23 protein-coding genes are annotated in these 21,332 nt (G+C 74.2%); 12 read left to right on the forward strand and 11 right to left on the reverse strand.

All coding sequences use genetic code 11. The features are described from left to right. Positions 1 to 41 precede the first annotated feature (41 nt). Positions 42 to 878, reverse strand: a complete 837-nt coding sequence (locus ONA70_RS22570) for an undecaprenyl-diphosphate phosphatase (RefSeq protein WP_265008467.1) — start codon at positions 876 to 878, stop codon at positions 42 to 44. Next, positions 875 to 1,927 (reverse strand): LLM class F420-dependent oxidoreductase, encoded by a 1,053-nt coding sequence (locus ONA70_RS22575; RefSeq protein ID WP_265008468.1) that lies wholly within the window; start codon positions 1,925 to 1,927, stop codon positions 875 to 877. Before ONA70_RS22575 ends, ONA70_RS22570 begins: the two co-directional genes overlap by 4 nt. 170 nt (positions 1,928 to 2,097) lie before the next feature. Between ONA70_RS22575 and ONA70_RS22580 the strand changes: the two genes are divergently transcribed. After that, positions 2,098 to 3,069 carry an aldo/keto reductase gene (locus tag ONA70_RS22580; protein ID WP_265008469.1) on the forward strand — a complete coding sequence of 324 codons (972 nt, stop codon included), beginning with the start codon at positions 2,098 to 2,100 and terminating at the stop codon, positions 3,067 to 3,069. Positions 3,070 to 3,149: 80 nt separating this feature from the next. Further along, positions 3,150 to 3,341 (forward strand): DUF5703 family protein, encoded by a 192-nt coding sequence (locus tag ONA70_RS22585; RefSeq protein ID WP_073838148.1) that lies wholly within the window; start codon positions 3,150 to 3,152, stop codon positions 3,339 to 3,341. A gap of 71 nt (positions 3,342 to 3,412) precedes the next feature. Here ONA70_RS22585 and ONA70_RS22590 read toward each other — a convergent pair whose 3' ends face one another. Together ONA70_RS22590 and ONA70_RS22595 are read right to left on the reverse strand one after the other, a co-directional pair. Continuing rightward, positions 3,413 to 4,066 (reverse strand): hypothetical protein, encoded by a 654-nt coding sequence (locus ONA70_RS22590; RefSeq protein ID WP_265008470.1) that lies wholly within the window; start codon positions 4,064 to 4,066, stop codon positions 3,413 to 3,415. Between the two features lie 60 nt (positions 4,067 to 4,126). Next, entirely contained in the window at positions 4,127 to 5,455 is a 1,329-nt protein-coding gene (locus tag ONA70_RS22595) for a M20/M25/M40 family metallo-hydrolase (RefSeq protein ID WP_265008471.1), read from the reverse strand. Positions 5,456 to 5,563: 108 nt separating this feature from the next. Between ONA70_RS22595 and ONA70_RS22600 the strand changes: the two genes are divergently transcribed. The 3 genes from ONA70_RS22600 (at position 5,564) to ONA70_RS22610 (ending at position 7,505) form a co-directional block, all read left to right on the forward strand. Beyond that, positions 5,564 to 6,199: a hemerythrin domain-containing protein gene (locus tag ONA70_RS22600; protein WP_265008472.1), complete on the forward strand. Its 636-nt coding sequence runs from the start codon at positions 5,564 to 5,566 to the stop codon at positions 6,197 to 6,199. A gap of 63 nt (positions 6,200 to 6,262) precedes the next feature. After that, positions 6,263 to 7,249 (forward strand): LysR family transcriptional regulator, encoded by a 987-nt coding sequence (locus ONA70_RS22605; RefSeq protein ID WP_265008473.1) that lies wholly within the window; start codon positions 6,263 to 6,265, stop codon positions 7,247 to 7,249. A 19-nt stretch (positions 7,250 to 7,268) separates the two neighbouring features. Further along, complete coding sequence (locus ONA70_RS22610) at positions 7,269 to 7,505, forward strand: hypothetical protein (protein WP_265008474.1); 237 nt, start codon at positions 7,269 to 7,271, stop codon at positions 7,503 to 7,505. A gap of 99 nt (positions 7,506 to 7,604) precedes the next feature. On the opposite strand, the gene ONA70_RS22615 is transcribed toward ONA70_RS22610, so the two are convergent. The 3 genes from ONA70_RS22615 to ONA70_RS22625 are packed head-to-tail and all read right to left on the reverse strand — an operon-like array spanning position 7,605 to position 10,719. Then, on the reverse strand, positions 7,605 to 7,958 hold the full coding sequence (locus tag ONA70_RS22615) for a DUF3140 domain-containing protein (protein WP_265008475.1): 354 nt from the start codon (positions 7,956 to 7,958) through the stop codon (positions 7,605 to 7,607). Continuing rightward, complete coding sequence (locus ONA70_RS22620; protein ID WP_265008476.1) at positions 7,958 to 8,131, reverse strand: hypothetical protein; 174 nt, start codon at positions 8,129 to 8,131, stop codon at positions 7,958 to 7,960. Before ONA70_RS22620 ends, ONA70_RS22615 begins: the two co-directional genes overlap by 1 nt. Before the next feature lie 38 nt (positions 8,132 to 8,169). Then, complete coding sequence (locus ONA70_RS22625; protein ID WP_265008477.1) at positions 8,170 to 10,719, reverse strand: ATP-dependent Clp protease ATP-binding subunit; 2,550 nt, start codon at positions 10,717 to 10,719, stop codon at positions 8,170 to 8,172. Positions 10,720 to 10,834: 115 nt separating this feature from the next. On the opposite strand from ONA70_RS22625, the gene ONA70_RS22630 reads away from it, so the two are divergent. The 7 genes from ONA70_RS22630 to ONA70_RS22660 all read left to right on the forward strand — a co-directional run bounded on the left by ONA70_RS22630 (position 10,835) and on the right by ONA70_RS22660 (position 17,197). Beyond that, positions 10,835 to 11,212 carry a hypothetical protein gene (locus ONA70_RS22630; RefSeq protein WP_265008478.1) on the forward strand — a complete coding sequence of 126 codons (378 nt, stop codon included), beginning with the start codon at positions 10,835 to 10,837 and terminating at the stop codon, positions 11,210 to 11,212. Between the two features lie 181 nt (positions 11,213 to 11,393). Continuing rightward, a complete protein-coding gene (locus ONA70_RS22635) occupies positions 11,394 to 11,654 on the forward strand; it encodes a hypothetical protein (RefSeq protein WP_265008479.1) in 261 nt (86 codons plus the stop codon). Between the two features lie 10 nt (positions 11,655 to 11,664). Next, positions 11,665 to 12,546 (forward strand): hypothetical protein, encoded by an 882-nt coding sequence (locus ONA70_RS22640; protein ID WP_265008480.1) that lies wholly within the window; start codon positions 11,665 to 11,667, stop codon positions 12,544 to 12,546. Next, complete coding sequence (locus tag ONA70_RS22645; RefSeq protein ID WP_265008481.1) at positions 12,539 to 15,211, forward strand: FtsK/SpoIIIE domain-containing protein; 2,673 nt, start codon at positions 12,539 to 12,541, stop codon at positions 15,209 to 15,211. Before ONA70_RS22640 ends, ONA70_RS22645 begins: the two co-directional genes overlap by 8 nt. After that, positions 15,208 to 15,876: a hypothetical protein gene (locus ONA70_RS22650; RefSeq protein ID WP_265008482.1), complete on the forward strand. Its 669-nt coding sequence runs from the start codon at positions 15,208 to 15,210 to the stop codon at positions 15,874 to 15,876. The genes ONA70_RS22645 and ONA70_RS22650 overlap by 4 nt, the downstream gene beginning before the upstream one ends. A 42-nt stretch (positions 15,877 to 15,918) precedes the next feature. After that, positions 15,919 to 16,614, forward strand: coding sequence for an SGNH/GDSL hydrolase family protein (locus tag ONA70_RS22655; protein WP_265008483.1), 696 nt, complete (start codon positions 15,919 to 15,921; stop codon positions 16,612 to 16,614). Positions 16,615 to 16,684: 70 nt separating this feature from the next. Next, positions 16,685 to 17,197, forward strand: a complete 513-nt coding sequence (locus ONA70_RS22660) for a hypothetical protein (RefSeq protein WP_265008484.1) — start codon at positions 16,685 to 16,687, stop codon at positions 17,195 to 17,197. A 28-nt stretch (positions 17,198 to 17,225) separates the two neighbouring features. Here the strand turns inward: ONA70_RS22660 and ONA70_RS22665 are convergent, their stop codons facing one another. The 4 genes from ONA70_RS22665 to ONA70_RS22680 form a co-directional block, all read right to left on the reverse strand. After that, positions 17,226 to 18,194 carry a phosphotransferase family protein gene (locus ONA70_RS22665; protein ID WP_265008485.1) on the reverse strand — a complete coding sequence of 323 codons (969 nt, stop codon included), beginning with the start codon at positions 18,192 to 18,194 and terminating at the stop codon, positions 17,226 to 17,228. A 156-nt stretch (positions 18,195 to 18,350) separates the two neighbouring features. Then, the gene (locus tag ONA70_RS22670; RefSeq protein WP_265008486.1) at positions 18,351 to 19,703 is read right to left on the reverse strand and encodes a hypothetical protein; all 1,353 of its coding nucleotides are present in this window, start codon (positions 19,701 to 19,703) and stop codon (positions 18,351 to 18,353) included. After that, entirely contained in the window at positions 19,700 to 20,668 is a 969-nt protein-coding gene (locus ONA70_RS22675; RefSeq protein ID WP_265008487.1) for an alpha-ketoacid dehydrogenase subunit beta, read from the reverse strand. The genes ONA70_RS22670 and ONA70_RS22675 overlap by 4 nt, the downstream gene beginning before the upstream one ends. Beyond that, positions 20,668 to 21,332: thiamine pyrophosphate-dependent enzyme (locus ONA70_RS22680; protein WP_265008488.1), on the reverse strand; the 665-nt coding region annotated here is incomplete at its 5' end. The genes ONA70_RS22675 and ONA70_RS22680, both read right to left, overlap by 1 nt.

Below are 21,332 nucleotides of genomic sequence, written 5' to 3' on the forward strand. Positions count from 1 at the left end.
GACAACGGGTGCCGGCCAGCGGCGTCAGCGGGTACGGGAGGTCAGGTGGCGCTGATCGTGCCGGTGAGCAGCAGGCACAGCACCAGGGTGCCGAGCGCCACCCGGTACAGGACGAAGAGGTACAGGGTGTGGTGGGCGACGTAACGCAGCAGCCAGGCGATGGCCGCGTAGCCGATGGCGAAGGCGATCACGGTGGCGACGACCATCTGGGCCACGCTCGGCGCAGCCGTGCCCGGCTCGGAGGGCTCGAACACGTCCGAGATGCTGAAGATGCCGGACAGCACCACGGCTGGGATGGCCAGCAGGAACGAGTAGCGCGCCGCCGTCTCCCGGGTGAGATTGAGCAGCAGGCCGAAGGTGAGCGTGCCGCCGGAGCGGGACACGCCGGGGATCAGCGCCATGGCCTGGGCGAAGCCCATCACGACGCCGTCGCGCATCCGGAAGTTCTCCAGCGTGCGGGTCTGCCGCCCCCAGTACTCGGCGAAGGCCAGCACCAGCGCGAAGAAGATCAGCGTGAAGGAGATCAGGTACAGGTTCCGGCCGGCGGTGCGGATCTGGTCCTTGAACAGCAGCCCGAAGATACCGATCGGGATGGTGCCGACGATGACGTACCAGCCCATGCGGTAGTCGAGGCTGGACCGGACCGAACGGTCGACCAGCCCGACGAACCAGGTCCGGATGATCCGCCAGATGTCCTTGAAGAAGTAGATGAGCACCGCCGCCTCGGTGCCCAGCTGGGTCACCGCGGTGAACGACGCGCCGGCGTCCCGGCCGAAGAAGATGGCCGAGGTGATCCGCAGGTGCCCGGAGGAGGAGACGGGCAGGAATTCCGTGAGCCCCTGGACGATGCCCAGGACGATGGCCTCTACCCAGGTCACTCGCCAACTCCGGACAGCTCGAGCGCCTCGGCGACGGTCCGCAGGGTCTGCACACCGCTCTCCCGGTCGGCGGCGAAGAGGGTCACCGAGAGGGTGGTCACGCCGGCGGCGGCGTACGCCCGCATGCGGTCGGCGATGCGCTCCTTCGGGCCGAGCAGCGAGGTGCGGTCGATGAACTCCATCGGCACCGCGGCGGCGGCGTCGCGCTGCCGCTTGGCCAGGTAGAGATCCTGCACCTCGCGGGCGGCGTCGCCGTAGCCCATCCGGGTGGCGAGCTGGTTGTAGAAGTTCTGCTGCCGGCTGCCCATGCCGCCGACGTAGAGGGCGGCGTACCAGCGGACCAGTTCGGCGCAGCCGGCGATGTCGTCGCCGACCACCACCGGCACCGACGGCACCACGTCGAAGCCGGCCAGCTCCTTGCCGACCCTGGCCCGCCCGGCCCGCACCGAGGCGAGCTGTTCCTCCGCGAACTCCGGAGCGTAGAAGACGGCCAGCCAGCCGTCGGCGATCTCGCCGGCCAGCTCCAGGTTCTTCGGGCCGACCGCGGCCAGGTAGATCGGGATGTGCGTGCGCGGCGGATGGAAGCCGAGCCGCAACGCCTTGCCCGGCCCGTCGGGCAGCGGCAGGGTGTAGTGCTCGCCGTCGTACGCGACCTCCTTGCGGGCGACCGCCAGCTTCACGATGTCGACGTACTCCCGGGTACGGGCGAGGGGCTTGGCGAACCGGACGCCGTGCCAGCCCTCGGAGACCTGCGGGCCGGAGACGCCGAGACCGAGCCGGAACCGGCCGCCGGAGAGGGCGTCGATGGTCGCCGCCGTCATCGCGGTCATCGCCGGGGTACGGGCGGGGATCTGCATCACCGCGGCGCCCACGTCGATCCGCTCGGTCTGGCCAGCCAGCCAGGCCAGCATGCTCGGCGAGTCGGAGCCGTAGGCCTCCGCGGCCCACACCACCGAGTAGCCGAGCCGGTCCGCCTCCTGGGCCAGAGCCAGGTGGTCGGCGGGTGTGCTCCACGCCGTCTGGTATCCGAGGCTGAGCCCGAGTCGCAACTGGTCCTCCCACCATCCGCACCACAGGTCGCATCAGGTTACGCAATGCGGGTGGCAGAGCCGATCACCGGCTCACCCCGAACACCGCGGCACCCCGGCCGGACGGTGGAGCAGGAAGTTGACTCCGGACGAGGATGTCCGTGACGGCAGGTTCGAAATAAGGTTCACCCATGCAACAGCGACCGCTCGGCCGAAGCGGGCTGGCGGTTTCGCGGCTCGCGCTCGGCACCATGACCTGGGGACGGGACACCGACGCCGATGACGCGGCCGCCCAGCTGAAGAGCTACCTCGACGCGGGCGGCAATCTGGTCGACACCGCCGACGTGTACGCCGACGGCGACGCCGAGTCGGTGATCGGTTCGCTGCTGGGCGGCCTGGTCCCCCGCGACGAGCTGCTCATCGCCACCAAGGCGGGGCTGCGGCCGGGCAGTGGCCGCCGCCGGGACAACTCCCGGGGACACCTGCTGCGTACCCTGGAGGCCTCGCTGCGCCGGCTCGGCACCGACCACGTCGACCTCTGGCAGGTGCACGGGTACGACCCGGACACCCCGCTGGAGGAGACGCTCTCCGCCCTGGACCACGCGGCGTCCAGCGGGAAGGCCCGGTACGTCGGGGTGTCGAACTTCTCCGGCTGGCAGACCGCCCGCGCCGCCGCCTGGCAGGCCGCCTGGCCGGGGCGGGCCCCCGTGGTCGCCGCGCAGGTGGAGTACTCGCTGCTGGAGCGGGGCGTCGAGCGGGAGGTGCTGCCGGCCTGCGAGGCGCTGGGCCTGGGCGTGCTGCCCTGGTCGCCGCTGGGCCGCGGGGTGCTCACCGGCAAGTACCGCAACGGCCGCCCGGCCGACTCCCGGGCCGCCTCGCCGCACTTCGAGCGGTTCGTCACCCCGTACCTGGAGCCGCGCTGCTCGAGCATCGTGGAGGCGGTCGCCACCGCCGCCGGCGGGCTGGGCGTGTCACCCATGGAGGTGGCACTGGCGTGGATCCGGGACCGGCCGGGGGTGACCGCGCCGATCCTGGGCGCCCGCACCGTGGGGCAGCTGCTCGGCGCGCTCCAGGTGGAGCGGATGACCCTTCCGGCGGAGATCGTCACCGCCCTGGACGACGTCTCGGCGGTGCCGGTCGGCTATCCGGAACGCGACGGCTGAGCCCACCCGCCGTCCGGCCGGCGATCCGGGCCACCGTCAGGGGGTGGCGGCGCGCTCACGGGCTGGGCAGCATAGGGGCCATGGACTACGAATACGCGCCGCTGCGGTTGCCCGCGAATGTCGACCGGTTGACCGCCGCGGCGCAGCTGGCGATCCAGGCGGAGTTCTCCGGATGGGAATTGGCCCGGGTGCGGCTGTACCGGGACGGGACGCGGCAGGTGATGCTGCGCCGTCGCCGGGTCAACCAGCCGCAGCCGGGCCTGTCGTACTGAGGGGGAGCCGGCCGTCCCCCGCCCCCCCGAGGGCCCGTGCCGCGTTGGCCGGGCCCTGGGGGCGTCACGGCCTAGTGGGCGTGGTCGTGCTCCTCGTCGAGCTCCAGGAACGGGTGCTCGTCGAGCCGGCCGATCAGCCGGTCGTCGGCGGCCGGCTGGAACGGCCCGACCGCGTCGTCGTCGTCGAACGACTCCAGGTCGACCGGGGTGCCGACCTCGCTGACCATGACCACGCCGTCGAGCGGCTCCAGCTCGGGCACGTCCAGCGCGCTGAGCGAGCCGTCGCCGCTCTGCAGCAGCTCCAGCACCGCCTCGCCGACCCCCTCGACCGGGGCCGACTCGTCCTCCTCCGGGGTGCCCTCGCGGCGGGCCGCCTCGGCCGCCCGGATCAGGGCGGACACGCTCGGCACCCGGTAGTCGCGGCGCTGCCGCACCGAGATGACCCGCGGGTGCGGGTCGGTGGCCTCGACGCCCTCGGCGCCGCCGAAGCGCTCGTCGGCCTCGTCCGGGTCGATCGACTCGACGTCCCAGGGGGTCACCTCGCCGAAGGCGTCGAGCAGCTGCTCGTCGTACGCGAAGGAGGCGTTGTTCAACGCGACGTACGCCTGCCAGACGGCGTCGTCGTCGATCCGGCCCTGGGCGGCGCGGACGGCGGCCAGGTGGGCGCGGGCCGCGTCGATCACGCGCTCGAGGGCGGCGTCCAGCTCACCGTGCTGGTCGGTCATGTGAGGCAGTCCCTTCCGATGGGGGAGATTCCGCGCCGACGGGTGACGCGACGGACACGGTTAGCAGTTGCGGAGAAACCGGTCGAGAACCCGCACGCCGAACTGTAGTCCGTCCACCGGGACCCGCTCGTCGATGCCATGGAACAGGCCGGAGAAATTGAGGTCGGCGGGCAGCCGCAGCGGCGCGAAGCCGAAGCAGCGGATGCCGAGCTGCGAGAACGCCTTGGCGTCGGTGCCGCCGGAGAGCATGTACGGCACCGGCCGGGCGCCCGGGTCCTCGGCGCGCAGCGCGGCGGACATCGCCGCGACCAGGTCGCCGTCGAAGGTGGTCTCCAGGGCCGGCTGGCGCTGGACGTACTCGATCTCGATGTCCGGCCCGACCAGCTCGCGCAGCTGCTGCTCCAGCAGCTCGGACTGCCCGGGGAGACTGCGGCAGTCGATGGTCGCGGAGGCCCGCCCCGGGATGACGTTGTCCTTGTAGCCGGCGTTGAGCCGGGTCGGGTTGGCGGTGTTGCGGATGGTCGCGCCGATGATGTTGGCGATGGGGCCGAGCTTGGCGATCGCGGTCTCCGGGTCGTCCGGGTCGATCTCGATGCCGAGGACGTCGGAGATCTCCGCCAGGAACGCGCGCACGGTGGCGGTGACCGTCACCGGGAAGCGGTACCGCCCGATCCGGGCCACCGCCTCGGCGAGCGCGGTTACCGCGTTGTCGTCGTGCACCATCGAGCCGTGGCCGGGGCGGCCCTTGGCGTGCAGGCGCAGCCAGTCGATCCCCTTCTCGGCGGTCTCGATCAGATAGAGCCGGGTGGTTTCGTCGACCGTGTACGAGAAGCCGCCCACCTCGCCGACCGCCTCGGTGCAGCCGTCGAACAGGTGCCGGTGCCGCTCCACCAGGAAACGCGCGCCGTAGTCGCTGCCGGCCTCCTCGTCGGCGGTGAACGCCAGCACGATGTCGCGCGACGGGCGTACCCCGGTGCGCTGCCAGCCCCGGACCACGGCGAGCACCATCGCGTCGAAGTCCTTCATGTCGATCGCGCCGCGGCCCCACAGGTAGCCGTCGCGGATCTCGCCGGAGAACGGGTGCACCGACCACTCGTCGGGGTCGGCGGGGACGACGTCGAGGTGGCCGTGCACCAGCAGCGCGTCCCGGCCCGGGTCGGTGCCGGGGATGCGGGCGACCAGGTTGGCCCGGCCGGGCGCGGACTCGTGGAGCTCCGCGTCGATGCCGACCTCGGCGAGCTGCTCCGCGACGTACTCGGCCGCGCGGCGTTCCCCGGCGCTGGTGTCGTTGTCCCCGGTGTTGGTGGTGTCGATGCGCAGCAGGTCGCGGCAGAGGTTCACGACCTCGTCGGTGGGGTCCGGTCGGGCGGAGGCGGCGTCGCTCGTCATCGCATCTTCATACCAGCCGGCCGGGGCGTCCGGCTCACCCCCGTCCGGGCGCGGTTTCGCGGATCGCGCGGACGGGTACCGCAGACGCCACCAGTCGAGGAGGACGCCATGACCGTTCCCCTGCCCCCGCTGCCGCCCGCCGCCGACGACGCGTACCGGCCGGGCGGGCGGAGCCTGGCCGACATCGTGGACCGGGAGCACCGGGCGCTGCTCGACCTGGCCGAGCAGGTCACCGACGCGCGGCTGACGGCCGAGCGGCGGCGGGAGGTGCTGGACGTGCTCACCGCCACGGTGTCCCGGCACCTCTCCGCCGAGGAGCAGTACCTCTTCCCCGCCGCCCGGGCCGCCGTGCCGGACAGCGCCGAACTGGTGGACCGGGAGATCGAGGCGGACGCCGCGCTGCTGACCGCCCTGAAGGGACTGTCCGAGGCCGACGGGGCGGCGCTCGCCGACGTGGCCGACCGGGTGCGCCGACACGTCGGCCGGGTGGCGGCGCTGGTCGTCCCGCTGCGCGAGGTGGCCACCGACGCCGAGCTGATCCGGCTGGGCAACCGGTGGGAGATCGCCGAGGAGGCGGCGCCGACCCGGCCGCACCCGGGCACTCCGGCCGCCCCGCCGTGGAACAAGATCGTGGAGCCGGCGGTCGGCGTGCTGGACAAGGTGCGCGACGCGGTGACCGGCCGGCGCACCCACCTGTCGGACCTGCGGCGCCCGCGCGGCCACGGAGCCCGACAAATCGACTGATTCCCATACGCCGATGGCGGATCAACCCTTCCGCACGCCGGTTCGTGGTCCTACCGTCACCGTATGAATCTGGAGCTGAGACACCTGCGGGTGGTCTGCGCGATCGCGGAGGCGGGCAGCGTCACCAAGGCCGCCGCCACCCTCGGCCTGGCCCAGCCGGCGTTGACCGCCCAGCTCCAGCGGATCGAACGGACCCTCGGCGGGCCGCTCTTCGAGCGGGACCGCCGGGGCGCCCGGCCCACCCCGCTCGGTGAGCTGGTGCTGGACCGGGCCCGGGTGCTGCTGCCGGCGATGAAGGGGCTGCAGGCCGAGGCGGCCCGGCTGGCCGAGGCGGGCGACCCGCTGCGGCGCTACCGGTTCGGCGGGGTGAACAGCCCGATCCTCGGCCGGTTGGTGCACCGGCTCGCCGCCGAGCAGCCCGAGGTGCAGATCACCACGAACGCCTCCTGGTCGGTTGACGAGCTGGCCCAGTTGGTGGCCGGCGGCCGGCTCGACTTCGCGCTCACCGGGGTGTGCGGCGACGCCACGCCCTCGGCGGAGTTCGGGCTGAGCTGGCGGGAGGTCGCCGTCGACCCGGTCTTCGTGCTGCTGAAGCAGAGCCACCCGATGGCGGCCCGGGACGAGATCCGCCTGGTGGACCTGCGGCGCGAGCAGTGGGTGGCGGCGCCCGGCGACGGCTGCTTCGGCGACTGCTTCGCCGCCGCCTGCGCCCGCGCCGGCTTCACCCCCCGCAAGCTGTACGAGGCGGACGTGCGCGGCTGCCTCGACCTGGTCGACGCCGGCGAGGCGGTGGCGCTGTGCCAGGCCACCTTCCGCCCGGTCGCCGGGCTGGTGACCCGGCGGCTGGCCGGGGCGCCGCTGCGCTGGCGGCTGCTGCTCGGCTGGCACCCGGACGCGCCGGCCGCCCGGGTCGCCGAGACGGTGCTGGAGACGGCGGTCACCGCGTACACCGACGCGCTGGCGAACCACCCGGACTACCTGGCCTGGCTGCTGCGGCACCCGGACTTCGGCGCGCAGCCGACGACCGCCGGCGGGGTGCGAAGCGCCTGAACGCGGGTATCACGCCGACATGACTGATCTGTACCCCGCCGCCGACCAGCGCGAACTGCTCCGCCAGGCGGCCGCCGCGCACACCGCCGCCTCCGCCGACGTCGAGACCTTCCTGCGCCGGCTGCCGGAGGTGCCCGACCCGGCCGACATCACCGAGTACGCCACCCTGCTCAGCCGCGAGGAGCGGGCCCGCGCGGACCGGCAGGCGGCGGCGGACGCCGCCGGCATCCACCTGCCCAGCATGGAATCCGAGTAGGCCGGCACCGAGGGCACCTGGCGACGGCTCCAGGTCGCGCGCGCGTCAGACGCGCCGAGCTGGAGTCGTCGTCGACCCCGGGGGCCGTCGTCGTACGGGTCAGCGTTCGATGAGGACGTCGTGGCCCAGGTCGAGCAGCGAGTGCCGCCACTCGTTGTCGGTGTTGCCCTGGCTCGGCCGTTCGTCGATGAGGGACTCGATGCGGTCGATCGCCTCCTGCATCACCTCGATGTCCTCCCCGGTCAGGTCCACCTTGCGCTTGGTCAGGACCCGCAGGATGTGCCGCCCCGGCTCGGGCAGGCCCATGTCCGGGTCGGGGCCGAACACCCCGCCCTCCCCCGATCCGCGCGTCAGCAGCCACTGGCGCAGCTGCTCGGAGGGGACGTTCACCAGGGCGTGGAAGTCGTCCCAGATCGCGTCGACGTCAGGATCTACGCGCCCTCCGCGTACCATCACGCCTCCTCTCCCGGCGGCGGCCCGGACGGCGTCCGGTCGCCCTCACCCATCTCGCCGTGCTTCTTCAGGCCCTCCGGCGGCACCTTGACCCGGGACGGGTTCGCCGTCGGGGGCGCGACGATCGGTTCGCTGCGTTCGGTGTCCTCCCGGGTCTCCTCGGGTTCGGTCATGTCCGCCCTCCGCTCCGTCGGGGCTGGGACGTCCTCGCTCATCGCGGATGGGACGTCGTCGCGGCGGTGTAGCCGCGGTCCCCGGCGACCACGTCGAAGGCGAGCTGACCGTCCCGCGCGTCCACGACGATCGTCTGGCCCGGGGAGATCTGGTTCTCCAGCAGCATCCGGGAGAGCCGGTTGTCCACCTCGCGCTGGATCACCCGGCGCAGCGGCCGGGCGCCGAACTCGGGCTGGTAGCCGTGCTCGGCGAGCCAGTCGATGCCGGCGGTGGTGAAGTCGACCTGGATGTCCTGGGCGTGCAGCCGGCGGCGGGTCTCCTCCAGCATCAGCTCGGTGATCTGGCGCAGCTGCTCGGCCTCCAGCCGCTGGAAGATGATCACCTCGTCGATCCGGTTGATGAACTCCGGCCGGAAGTTCTCCTGCAGCCGCCGCATCAGCCGCTCCCGCAGCTCGCTGGCCTCCCGCTGGCCGGGCTCGCCGGCGGCGAAGCCGACCGTGCGTTGGGTGCCGGTGATCAGTTCCGAGCCCAGGTTGCTCGTCATGATCAACACGGTGTTCTTGAAGTTCACTGTCCGGCCCTGGCTGTCGGTGAGCCGCCCGTCGTCGAGCACCTGGAGCAGGATGTTGAACACGTCCGGGTGGGCCTTCTCGATCTCGTCCAGCAGCACCACGGCGTACGGGCGGCGGCGGACGGCCTCGGTAAGCTGGCCGGCCTCCTCGTAGCCGACGTACCCGGGCGGGGCGCCGACCAGCCGGCTGACCGTGTGCCGCTCCTGGAACTCGCTCATGTCCACCCGGACCATCCGGTCCGCCTCGCCGAAGAGCGCCTCGGCGAGGGCCCGGGCCAGCTCGGTCTTGCCGACGCCGGTGGGGCCGAGGAAGAGGAAGCTGCCCATCGGCCGGTTCGGGTCGGCCAGCCCGGTACGCGAGCGCCGAACCGCCTCGGCGACCGCGCTGACCGCTTCGTCCTGCCCGACCACCTTCGCGTGCAGGTGCCCCTCCAGGCGCAGCAGCCGGTCGCGTTCCTCCTCGGTGAGCTGGTTGACCGGGATGCCGGTGGCCCGGGAGACCACCTCGGCGATCTCCTTCGGCCCGACCTCCGGCACCTGGCTGGTGCCCTCGTCGCCGCGGGCGCGCCGGACCTGGTCCTCCAGTTCGGCGGTCCGGTCGCGCAACTGGGAGGCCCGCTCGTACTGCTCGTCGGCGACGGCCTGCTCCTTTTCCCGGCGTACCTCGTCGAGCTGCCGCTCCAGCTCGCGCACGTCGGCGGCCGGGGTACGGGTACGCAGCCGCACCCGCGCGCCGGCCTGGTCGATCAGGTCGATCGCCTTGTCCGGCAGGTACCGGTCGGTGATGTATCGGTCGGAGAGTTCGACGGCGGCCACCAGGGCCTCGTCGGTGAACCGGACCTGGTGGTGCGCCTCGTAGCGGTCACGCAGGCCGCGCAGGATGCTGACGGTGTCCTCGACGGTCGGCTCGGGGACCAGCACCGGCTGGAACCGGCGGGCGAGGGCGGCGTCCTTCTCGATGCTGCGCCGGTACTCGTCCAGTGTGGTCGCGCCGATCACCCGCAGCTCCCCGCGGGCGAGGGCCGGCTTGAGCATGTTGGACGCGTCCATGCCGCCCTCGCTGCCGGCGCCGCCCGCGCCGACCAGGGTGTGGATCTCGTCCAGGAAGATGATCAGCTCGTCCCGGTGGGCGCGGATCTCGTCGATCACCTTCTTCAACCGTTCCTCGAAGTCGCCCCGGTAACGGGTGCCGGCGACCAGGCCGGCCAGGTCGAGCTGGATCACCCGCTTGCCGACCAGGGTCTGCGGGACGTCCCCGTCGCAGATCCGCTCGGCGAGCCCCTCCACGATGGCGGTCTTGCCGACACCGGCCTCGCCGATCAGCACCGGGTTGTTCTTGGTCCGCCGGGACAGGATCTCCACGGCCTGCTCGATCTCGTCGGCACGGCCGATCACCGGGTCGATCTGGTCCATCCGGGCCAGTTCGGTGAGGTCCTGGCCGTACTGGTCGAGGGTGGGCGTGCCGCGGTCCGGCCTCGGGCCGGCCATCGGGCCCCGTTCGGCGCTGGCCGCCTGCAACGACTCGGGCTGGACCCGACCGGCGGCGAGCATCCGGCCGGCCGGCGACTCCGGGTTGAGCGGCAGCGCCATCAGGATGTGCTCAGGACCGATGTAGTTGGCTCCCATCGCCCGGGAGAGTTGGTGCGCGTCGAGCAGCGCGCGCTTGGCCGCCGGGGTGAGCGACAGGTTCGGCGGCACCTCGCCACCCGGCGCCCCCTCACCGCGCCCGCCGAGCGCGTTGACCAGCGCGTCCGGGTCGGCGCCGGCCCGCCGTACCAGGTCGCGCAGCGGCTCGCGTTGCAACGCCGCCCAGAGCAGGTGGTCGGTGTCCAGGTCGTTGCTGTGCTTCTGGGCCGCCCGGCGGGCCGCGTCGGCGAGCATCTCCCGCGCGTCGGCGGTCATCAGGCGGGTGATGTCGACCCGGTGCGCCGGCCGGCGTCCCCCCTCGCCCCGGCCGAAGTACCGGGCCAGGAACTCGTCCCACGGGTCGTTGCCGAAGTCACCGGGTCCCATCATCGTTGTCCTCCGCAGTCGGTCGGCACGGCCGGGGCGCGGCACGGCGCGGCACGGTCGGCGGTGGCTACCCGACGCTCGGCGTGACAAACGCGGGGCTGGTGGCACGCTGGGGGCCATGGAGACCAGGCCGCTGCTGATCGTCGACGGCGCGAACGTGGTCGGCTCGCGGCCGGACGGCTGGTGGCGCGACCGTGCCGGGGCCGCCGCCCGGCTGCGGGACGCGCTGGTGCCCCTCGGGGCGGCCGGCGTACCCCCGGAACTGCCGCCGCCGGTGGAGGTGGTGCTGGTGCTGGAGGGCGCGGCGCGGGGCGTGCCGGCGGTGCCCGGGGTCGCCGTGGTGGCCGCGCCGGGCTCCGGCGACGACACCATCGTCGACCTGGTCGCGGCGGCGCCCGACCGCCGCCGCGTCGTGGTCACCGCCGACCGGGAGTTACGGTCCCGGGTGGGCGCGCTGGGCGCCGAGGTGTACGGGCCGCGCCGGTTGCCCCGCTGACCCGACCGCCGACGGGACCGGTCGTCTCACCGGCGGGACCGAGGGGAGCGGCCTCGAACGGCCTTCCCGCACGTCAGCGGCACAATCGGACAGCAGGGCAGGAACGGCACGAGGGCGGCTGTTCGCCCACCCGTCGGGATGAGTTGTAATGGAGATCTCCCTTGCCCCCAGGAGGTCCCCCGTGGCGAGCGTCGCCGAGCTGAAGGCAGCCATCGATGTCGCCCTCCAGCAGATAGGTGACGGGCAGACAGCCGTGCAGGCGGCCGGCGAGAAGCTGGCCGAGGCGCAGCAGACCCTGGCCGGCGCGTTGGAGGGCAGCGGGCACGAGACCGTCGAGGCGGCCCAGGCGTCGCTGACCCAGGCGGCCCAGGAGCTGGAGGAGTGCCTCTCCGCCACACTGGTCGCGGTCGAGCAGGCACAGCTCTACGTCGCCACGCTCTGAGGTGCCGGCCGTGTCCATCGTCGAGGACATCGGCGCGCAGGTCCGCGCCGCCGCCGAGGAACTGCCGCTCGCCCCGCTCGCCCTGGCGCTGGAGAAGTTCGGCCAGGCCACCGAGCGGCTGCGCTGGGTACGCCAGGAGTCGGCCAACCCGATGGGGGTGCCGGAGCTGTCGGCCGCGACCGAGCACGCCGAGACCGCCGCCCACACGCTGCGGGTGGCCCAGGAGCAGCTGTCCGCGTACCTGTCGGCGATCGGGCTGGCCGCCGACGGGGCGCCGGCGCCGACCGGCGAGCAGCGCCGGCCGAAGCACGACGCGCCCCGGGGCGAGACGCCGCCGCCGGCCCCGGGCGGCGCGCCGGAGCCGGGCGAGCAGCCGGCCCTGCGGCGCTGGTGGGCGGTGCGGGTGGCGGAGCTGACCGGTGGCCGGGAAGGCACGCCGGGCGAGCCGGACGAACGGGTCGGCGACTCCCGGGAACTGCTGCGCCGGGTGGTCACCGGGGTCCGGTCCGGCGACCGCGACCGGCTGCACCGGGAGCTGCGCGCCGCGCACGCCGACGTCGGACTGGGCCTGGCCGCGATCGCCCCGCCGATGCTCCGCGAACTGGCCGGCGAGCTGCTCGGGCACCCGCCCCGCGCCGACGACCTGGGCCGGCTGCGCTGGGAGCTGGACGGGCGGGTCCGGGACCTGCTGCCGGGCCTGCCACCCCCGGTGCTGGACACCCTGCTGACCCGGGTCTGCCGGATGCCCCCGCCCCGCCGCTCCGGCGACGGGGAGCAGCCGCACGCCGCCGATCCGGCGGTCACCGCCGGGGTGGTCACCGGCGTACTGCTGGACCGGCTCGGCCGGGACCTGCCGAAGGACGCCGACGAGCGGGAGCCCGCCCGTGGCTGATGTCCGCGCGCAACTGGTGACGCGGGTCCGGGGGATGCTCTCCGAGGCCCTCGGCGCGACCCGGAACCGGCTGTCCGACGCGGACGCCGAGCTGGCCGCCGGCCGGGACCGGCTGGCCCGGGTTCGGCGGGCCGCGGCGGCCGTACCGGAACGGGTGGGCGCCGCCCGCGACCGGCGGCTGGCCGAGATCGACGCCCGCCACGCCGCGCGGATCGCGGAGCTGGCCCGCTCGGCCGCCGCGGCGGCCGAGCGGGAGGCGCCGGGCGCGGCGTCCGCCGGGTGGGACCGCTGGCATCCCACCCCGGCCGGGCGGGCCGAGACCCCCGGCGCGGTCCGGATCGGCACGGTACGCATCCCCGGCGCCGAACCGGTGCCGGCGCTGGTGCCGCTGCTGGACGCCGGCCATGTGCGCCTGGCCGGCAGCGACCGCGACGGCATCGCCGCGGTGGTGCCGGCGCTGCTGCTGCGCTCGGTGGGCCGCGCCGACCCGGGCACGATCCGGCTCTTCGGATACGACCCGGAGCACCTCGGCGGCGGGCTGGCCGGGTTCGCCCCGCTCGGCACCGCCGGGCTGCTCACCTTCGTCGGCCCCGGCGGCCTGGGCCGGCTGCTCGATGACCTGGTGGAGCAGATCCGCCGGATCAACGAGACGGTGCTCGCCGGCGAACACGCCTCGCTACGCGCCCTCGCCGCCGCCACCGGCCGCCGGCCCGAGCCGTGGCGGGTGGCGGTGCTGCTCGGCGGCGACGAACTGTCCCGGCACGAGCGCGGCCAGCTCGACCGGGTGGTCCGCACCGGGGCGGCGTGCGGGGTACACCTGGTGGTCCGCGGCATCGAGCTGCCGGACGACCCGACGGTCACCCGGGTGGCGGTGGAGCCGGACGACGTCCGGATCGCCGGGCTGCCGGTGGTGCTCGACGAGCCGCCGCCGGCCACGCTGGTCACCGAGACCTGCCGGGAGGTCGCGTCCCGGGTCAACGCCGGTCCCCCGCCGGCCCCGTTCACCGACCTGCTCCCCCCGCCGGAGGAATACTGGCGGGAGGACTCGGCGCACGGGCTGACCGCGCCGATCGGCGAGGGCCCGCACGGGCGGCCGGTGCTGCTCACCCTCGGCGACTACCCGCCGCACGCGCTGATCGGCGGCCCGTCCGGCACCGGCAAGACCAACCTGATCTTCGCCTGGATCGGCGCGCTCGCCTCCCGCTACTCCCCCGCCGAGCTGGAGTTCTATCTGCTCGACTTCAAGGAGGGGGTGTCCTTCGCCCGGTTCGCCCAGGGGCGGCGGGACCCGAGCTGGCTGCCGCACATGCGGCTGGTCGGCATCAACGTCAACACCGACCGGGAGTTCGGCCTGGCCCTGCTGCGCTTCCTCGCCGAGGAGCTGCGCCGGCGGGCGGACGCCGCGAAGAAACACGAGGTCACCAAGCTGGCCGAGCTGCGCGCGGTGGACCCGACCGGGCACTGGCCGCGGATCGTCGCGGTGGTCGACGAGTTCCAGGCGCTGCTCGCCGGCCGGGACGTGGTGGCCCGGGAGGCCGCCGATCTGCTGGAGGACCTGGCTCGCCGAGGCCGGTCGCAGGGCATCCACCTGGTGCTCGCCTCCCAGGACGTCCGCGGCATCGAGGCGCTCTGGGGACGGCCCGCGCTGGTCGCCCAGTTCACCCTGCGGATCGCGCTGCCCAAGGCGCTGCGCATCCTGGCCGAACGCAACGACGCGGCGCAGTCGCTGCCCCGGCACCACGCCGTGGTCAACGCCGAGTCCGGGCTGGTCGAGGGGAACGAGGTGGCCCGTATCCCGTCGGCCAGCGACTGGGAGACCTGGAGCGAGCTGCAGCACCGGCTGTGGCGGATGCGCCCACAGGACGCGGCCCCGGCCCGGCTCTTCGACGGCGACGCGGTCCCCCGGCTGGCCGACGCCCCGGACTTCCGCGCCCTGACCGCCCCCGAGCAGGGGGTGCCGCGCAACCCGGTGGCGCTGCTCGGGGAGATCATCGACGTGCAGGCCCGCTCGGCGGCGCTGCGGCTGCCCCGGGCCCCCGGCCGCAACCTGGCCGTGCTGGGCACCCGGGTCGACGAGGCGTGCGCGGTGCTCGACGCGGCGGCCCGCTCCCTCGCCCGACAGCACCGTCCCGGCACCGCCCGGTTCTCCATCGCCTGCCTCGACCCGGACGCCGACCCGGCCGCCCGCGCCCTCTACGAGGAACTGGCCGACGACGCCGCCTGGTACGACGAGGAGACGGTGCCCGAGCTGATGGCCGAGGTGGGCGACGCGCTGGGTGCCCCGGGCACCTCGAACAGCCCGCACTACCTGCTGCTGTACGCGGTGGACGCGGCGGCCGCGCAGCTCGCCGGGCAGGCGGGCCGGCGCACCGGGCTGGAGCAGCTGCGCCGGATCCTGCACGACGGGCCGGAACGGCGTACCCACGTGCTGGCCTGGTGGCGCGGGGTGGCCCGAATGCGGGCCGATCTGGGCGGGGCGGGTGCCCGAACCGACCAGATCGGCGCCTGGGTGGCGCTCGACGTGCAGGGTGCGGAACTCGGCTCGTCGCTCTACCCGGGCACCGGCGGCCCGGACTGGTACCCGCGCCCGTGGCGCGGTCTCTACTTCGACCGGGCGGTGCACCGCACCGGACAGGTGATCATCCCCTATGGTCCGTCCCGATGAACGAACCGGTTGCCAGTGAGACGTACGCCGCCCAGATCCGTCGGCTCGCCGAGCTGACCGCCCGGGTGGCCGCCCAACGCGCCGAGGCGCACACCTGGTACGCGCAACAGTGCGCCGCCGCCGACCGGGCCGTGGCCGAGGCCACCGCGCAGGTCCGGCGGGCTGAGGCGGAGGTGGCCGAGGCGCAGGACCTGGTCGAGCGGGTGGACGCCGAGGCCGCCCACCTGTGGGGGCAGTTGCGGGCCCGAGTGGGCGCGGGCGGGCGCCGGCTGGGCGACCCGCCGGGGCCGGCCCCGGACGCCACCGGTGACCCGGTGCCGCTGCTGCACGGCGTCCGGGAGCTGCTGGACCGGACCCGCCAACCCGGTGAGCTGCCCGGCTCGGCCAACCCGCTGCTGGTGGCCTGCGGGATCGGCGGCGCGGTCGTCGCGTACGCCCTCGGGTTGGCCGCGCGGGCGTTGGGGCACGGCTCCGGCGGCGACCTGGCGGTCGGCATGCCGGTGCTGGCGCTGGTCATCACGCTGCTCGGCCCGCTGGTCGGGCTGGCCCCGGCCCGGCTGATCGCCGACCGGCGGCACGCCGTGCTGACCCCGCGCCCGATGATCCTGGTGGCCGGCGCGGGGCTGGTGACGACGCTCCTCCTGCTCGCCCTCGCCCCCCGCTGACGGTTGATCGACGGGGCGGCACGGATCGGCTAGCGTGCGGGCGTGGGATCGACGTTGACCGAGGCGACGGATCCGTGGTGCCTGCGCGCGGGCGAGAGCGCGGAACTGCTGCGCGGCCATCCGTGGCGGCGGTTCGTGGTGCTGGGCGACAGCGTGGCCGAGGGGCTGTGCGAGCCGGTCGACGGGTACCCGGACCTGCAGTGGGCGGACCGGATCGCCGCCGAGCTGCGGGCCGTCCGGCCGGGACTGGCGTACCTGAACCTGGGGCGGCGGGGACTACGGGCGCACGAGGTGCGGGCCAGCCAGCTGGCTTCGGCACTGGCCTTCGGCCCCGACCTGGCCCTGGTGGTCTGCGGCGGCAACGACGCGTTCCGGCCCGGCTACGACCCGGACGCGGTGGACGCGGAGCTGACCGCGATGGTCACCGCCTTACGGGACGCGGGGGCGGACGTCATCACCGTGGGCATGTTCGACGTCTCGTACAGCCCAGCCGTGCCGGCGGTGCTCCGAGCCGGACTGGGTGAGCGGATGCGCCTGCTGTCCTCGCACACGGGCGCGGTCGCGCGGCGGCTCGGCACCCTGCACGTGCACCTCACCGACCACCCGGCGGTCGCCGACCCGTCCCTGTACAGCAGCGACGGCCGGCACGGCAGCGCCCGCAGCGACGCCATCGCCGCCGCGGAAACCCTGCGGGTGCTGGGGGCCCGGCCCGGCGCGGCCGTCGACCGGGGGCGGTGACCGCGGCAGGGCTCCGGTCGTGGCGGGCGGGCTCTACAGTCGGCCGCACCTCCGGACGGAAGGCATCCTCATGAACGACCACGACGGGACCGCCTTCCGGCCGTCCGTGCCGCGTGCCCTCGGCTTCCTGCTGCTGAGCGCCGTCGCGGGCTGGCTGGTCGCCCAACTGCTGCTGGCTCTGCTCTTCTGGAGCCCACCGCCGGACCTGACGTCCCTCGTGGTGTCGGGGGTCGTGTCCGTGCTGGTCTTCGTGGGCGTGTCGTTCCTCGTCCAACGTGGCGGGTGGCCCTCGGTCCGGGTCACCGACACGGCGTTGGAGCTGGCCAACCGGCGCGCCTCCGTCGGCCTTCCCTGGGCGCTGGTCCGGTCGGCGGTGATCCGCTACCCCGGTCCCTTCGCCACCCTCCGGGTCACCCTCCATGCCGGCGTACCGGCACCACCGCCCGGCGCCCTTCAGCCGCGCGTGCGTGCCGGCCACCCCACCTACCAGGTGCACGTCGGCACCATGCTCCCGGCTCCGGCGGTCCTGCGCGCGGCCCTGACCCACCACCTCCCGAGGGAGGCTGCCGTACCCCCCTCGTGATCGAGAGGTTCGAGTGGGAGTCGCCCTGTCATCCGGACGGGAGACGGGCGAGGATGCGGTCCGCCGCGTGGTCAGCGATGGACCGCATGGGGGCGCGATCGGGGAAGTCGCCGTCGAGCAGGCGGAGTGGGCCCTCCACCAGGGACAGGTCCAGGGCCAGCCGGTAGAGGCGCAGGCGGGCCTCGTCCTGACGGTCGACCGCCAGTTGGTGGTAGGTGTCGCCGAAGCGCAGCTCCAGGAAGGCGTGCTCCCACTCCGGGTCGAAGAACATCACGCCCTCGATGTCGATCAGCACCGGCCGGTCGTGGTCGTCGACCAGCACGTGGTCCGGACCCAGCTCACCGTGGATCAGGGCGTACCCGCTGCGGGGCGCCACGGCGGCGTGTGCGGTGTCGAGCAGGGCGGCGATCCGGTCCCGGGCCGCGGTGAGGCGGGGCACCCGGCGGGCGCACTCCGCCAGGTGGCGCAGCGCCCGGTCCCGGACCACGGTCTGCGGCGGCGGTGCGTCCGCGGGCGCGAGGGTGAGCGGACGGCCGTACCGGTCGGCGCGCCGGTCGTGCAGCGCGCGCACCAGCTCGCCGAGCCGGGCGAGGACCGGCGCGGCCCGGCCGGGTTCGCGGGCGTGCAGGGCTTCGAGACTGCCGCCGCGGACGTCCTCCACCACGGCCAGGTCGCCGTCGGGGTCGAGGAGCAGGATCTCGGGTACGCGCACGCCGGTCGCGGTCAGCTCGGCGTGCGCGGCGACGAAGAGGTCGAGTCCGGTGGCGGGGGCGAAGGGGCCGTCGGCGTCCTCGGCGGCGGTCGGCCACCAGTTCTCGGCGTCGTCCCAGCGGTGCAGGACGCAGCTCGTGCCGTCGTCCAGGGTGAGCCGGTAGACCCCCTTCTTGCTGCCGCCGGTCAGACGTGCGACGTCCCGTAGGGTGCGGGTCCCGCCGTACACCTGGCGCAGCAGCGCGCCCAATTCTCCGCTGTCCAGCCGCCCTCGTAGCCCGTTCACCCGGGCATTCTGCCCGGATGCCTCGCTGGGCGTCGATCGCGTTTTCAGGTGCGACTGTCCCTCAGGAGGCGTTGATCAAGGAGTTTGCGTCAGGAAACCCGCCGGCTTCCGGTGACGCAAACTCCTTGATCACCGCGACAAGAGCGGGGGCGGAGGTCAGTCGGTGAGGAGGATGCCGGTCAGGAGGACGCCTCGGGCCAGGTTGAGAACCTCGTCGCAGCCGGGGTAGCCCACCCGGGCCAGGGCACCGGAGGCGGTGCGGCCGAACAGGTACGGGGCGAGGCTGTACGGGACCTCCGCGCTGACCGTCTCGCCGGTCTCGATCTGCACGAAGTCCATCGTGACCCGGTCCGCCTCGTGGTAGCGCTGGAGGATGTTGCCGCCCGCGTCGATCGCGGCGCGTACCCCGTCCTCCCAGGCCACCGGGCTCAACTCCCGGCCGATCAGCACCCCGTGCCCGGCGGAGCCACCGGCCGGCTTGGCCACCAGGTCGGCCTGCTCGGCCAGGGCCCGGTCGAGCTGGTCGGCGGTGAGCGCGACGGTGTGCGGCACGTACCGGCGGACCAGCGCACGGTCGGTGTCGGAGAGCAGGTCCAGGTCGGCCCAGAGCCAGGCGTAGTTCAGCTTGTTGCTGAGCAGCCAGGCGGCGGGGCTGACGAACATCGGCAGGGTGCCCGCGGCCAGCGCCCCGGCGACCGCGTCGAGGCCGGCGCTGGGGGTGACCCGGTTGGGTACGAAGAGCCGGAACAGCGCGTCCACCGCGGCGCCGCCGACCACGAGTCGCCGCTGGTCGTCGAGGGCGGCGCCGGAGACCGGCCCGATGACCAGGTCGATGCCGAAGCGCCTCGCCTGGTCGGCGAGCGGGGAGAGGATCCGGATGAACGTCTCCGGATCGTCCAGCCCCGGGTACTCGGCGTCGAAGTCCATCAGCAGCGCCACCCGCGCGCCGTCGGGCAGGTCGAGGGCGTCCCGGATGGCGACGAACCGCTGGTCCAGCAGGGACGGCGCGGGCCGCACCAGGTCGAGCAGCCCCTGCTCCCGGTAGAGGTCGGCGTACCGGTAGATCACCGTGTCGGCGTCGAAGCCGCCGCCGAGGCTGCTGTCGATGTTGTACTCGACGATGCACGGCACCCCGCCGGAGTAGAGCACGTCCGGCCGGTACGCGGCGAGCAGCCCGTCGTGCAGCACCTCGTCGTCGTCGAGGAGCTTGGTCTCCCCCGCCGGGACGTCGAGCAGCCGGCGCAGCTCCCCCGCCGTCCGGGCGCGGCGCTGGCAGGCCTCGAGGATGAGCTGGGCGATCCGGTCGCAGACCTGGTTCAACTCGCGGAAGGCGTCGGTGGTGAGCACCGGTGGCCGGGCCAGCCGCCACTGCTTGTTGTAGCTGGCCCGGCCGTGGAAGATCTTCTCCCAGGCGGCGGCGCCGGCGGCCACCATCGCGGTACGGGTCGATTCGGGAAGGTCGGTCCACGCCTGGCCGAGCGGTGGCCACGGGTATGCGGGGTCGATCATGATCCGTCCTTCAGGCAGAGTTGGATGGCGGCGGTGAGCTGATCCCGGTCGGGCTGCACGGCCCGGTCCAGCGCGGGCGCGAAGGGCAGCACGGCACCGTCGGGGCGGGTGACCCGCCGGGGTGGCGCGGCCAGCCGGACCCGCTCGACGACGGTGGCGATGATCTCCCCGGCGATGCCGCAGGAGCGGTTGGAGTCGTCCACCACGACGAGGCGGCCGGTACGGGTCACCGACCCGATCAGGCCGTCCCAGTCGAACGGGTGGAGCGTGCGGGGGTCGAAGACCTCCACCGACACCTGGTCGGCCAGTTCGTCGGCGACGGCGAGCGCGTCGTGCACGAGGTGCCCGACGGCGACCACGGTGACGTCCGTCCCCACCCGGCGGACGCACCCGCGCCCAAGCGGCACCGGGGCGAAATCGACGATGTCCGCCCGCACGTCGAGAGCCCCGGCGGGGGCGAAGACCACCACCGGGTCGTCGCAACGGATCGCCGACACCAGCAGCCCGTACGCGTCGGCCGGGGTGGCCGGCACCACGGTGCTCACCCCGACGTGGGCGAACAGGCTGTACGGGTGGTCGGAGTGCTGCCCGGCCCAGCCGGTCCGGGAACCGGAGCCGGGCACCAGGTAGGTGACCGGGACGGCGCACTGACCACCGGTCATCAACGGGAACTTGTGCGCGTGGTTGACGATCTGCTCGAAGACCAGGAAGAGCAGCGACGGGATCTGGAACTCGATCACCGGTCGCGCCCCGGCCAGCGCGGCCCCGGTGGCGAAGCTGGTGAACGCCTGCTCGGACAGCGGGGTGTCGCGCACCCGCTCCGGCCCGAACTTCTTCAGCAGCCCGGAGGTGACGTTGGCGGCAGCCACCCGGATGTCCTCGCCGAGCAGGAAGACCGACTCGTCGCGGGTCATCTCGTCGGCGAGCGCCCGGGTGAGCGCCCTGCGGTAGGAGAGCCGGGGCATCAGCCACCTCCGGTCCGGGCGGTGAGCCCGCTGGCGTACAGGTGGTCGAGGGCGGTGGCCGGGTCCGGGGCGGGGCTGGCCAGGGCGTAGTCGACGGCGGCGGCGAGGACGGCCTCGACCGCGGCGTCCACCTCGGCGCGGACCGCGGCGGGCAGCCGGGCGCCCTGGATGTCGACCGGGTCGCGGGAGCGGCCGGCGGACACCTCCTCGGGCGGGCGGTAGTCGAGGCGTACCACGTGTTCGAAGGTGTGGTGGGCGTCGAACCGGTAGGTACGGGCCTCGATCAGCTCGGGGCCGCCGCCGGCGCGCATCCGGGCGACGGCGGCGGCGGTGGCGGCGCGTACCTCCTCGGGGTCCTGGCCGTCCACGGCGGTGGCCGGCATGCCGAACGCCGCGGCGCGGCCGGCGATGGTGCCGGCGACCGCGCCGGCGACCGGCATGGTGGTGGCGTAGCCGTTGTTCTCGCAGACGAACAGGACCGGCACCCGCCAGAGCGCGGCCAGGTTGAACGCCTCCAGCAGCATCCCCTCGTTGACCGCGCCGTCGCCGAAGAAGGTCGCGCCGACCACCTCGTCGCCGCGCCGCCGGCGCGCCCACACCGCTCCGGTGAGGATCGCGCCGGCGGCCCCGACGATGGCGTTGGCGCCGAGCACCCCGACGCCGA

It is taken from the genome of Micromonospora yasonensis (assembly GCF_026013475.1).
In the GTDB taxonomy this organism is placed as follows: domain Bacteria; phylum Actinomycetota; class Actinomycetes; order Mycobacteriales; family Micromonosporaceae; genus Micromonospora; species Micromonospora yasonensis.

Coding starts and splice junctions, on each gene's coding strand:
- ONA70_RS22650 (WP_265008482.1), top strand. CDS start 15,208: ATGAACGAACCGGTTGCCAGTGAGACGTACGCCGCCCAGATCCGTCGG.
- ONA70_RS22605 (WP_265008473.1), top strand. CDS start 6,263: ATGAATCTGGAGCTGAGACACCTGCGGGTGGTCTGCGCGATCGCGGAG.
- ONA70_RS22660 (WP_265008484.1), top strand. CDS start 16,685: ATGAACGACCACGACGGGACCGCCTTCCGGCCGTCCGTGCCGCGTGCC.
- ONA70_RS22590 (WP_265008470.1), bottom strand. CDS start 4,066: ATGACCGACCAGCACGGTGAGCTGGACGCCGCCCTCGAGCGCGTGATC.
- ONA70_RS22610 (WP_265008474.1), top strand. CDS start 7,269: ATGACTGATCTGTACCCCGCCGCCGACCAGCGCGAACTGCTCCGCCAG.
- ONA70_RS22595 (WP_265008471.1), bottom strand. CDS start 5,455: ATGACGAGCGACGCCGCCTCCGCCCGACCGGACCCCACCGACGAGGTC.
- ONA70_RS22620 (WP_265008476.1), bottom strand. CDS start 8,131: ATGACCGAACCCGAGGAGACCCGGGAGGACACCGAACGCAGCGAACCG.
- ONA70_RS22630 (WP_265008478.1), top strand. CDS start 10,835: ATGGAGACCAGGCCGCTGCTGATCGTCGACGGCGCGAACGTGGTCGGC.
- ONA70_RS22675 (WP_265008487.1), bottom strand. CDS start 20,668: ATGCCCCGGCTCTCCTACCGCAGGGCGCTCACCCGGGCGCTCGCCGAC.
- ONA70_RS22580 (WP_265008469.1), top strand. CDS start 2,098: ATGCAACAGCGACCGCTCGGCCGAAGCGGGCTGGCGGTTTCGCGGCTC.
- ONA70_RS22625 (WP_265008477.1), bottom strand. CDS start 10,719: ATGATGGGACCCGGTGACTTCGGCAACGACCCGTGGGACGAGTTCCTG.
- ONA70_RS22600 (WP_265008472.1), top strand. CDS start 5,564: ATGACCGTTCCCCTGCCCCCGCTGCCGCCCGCCGCCGACGACGCGTAC.
- ONA70_RS22615 (WP_265008475.1), bottom strand. CDS start 7,958: ATGGTACGCGGAGGGCGCGTAGATCCTGACGTCGACGCGATCTGGGAC.
- ONA70_RS22585 (WP_073838148.1), top strand. CDS start 3,150: ATGGACTACGAATACGCGCCGCTGCGGTTGCCCGCGAATGTCGACCGG.
- ONA70_RS22670 (WP_265008486.1), bottom strand. CDS start 19,703: ATGATCGACCCCGCATACCCGTGGCCACCGCTCGGCCAGGCGTGGACC.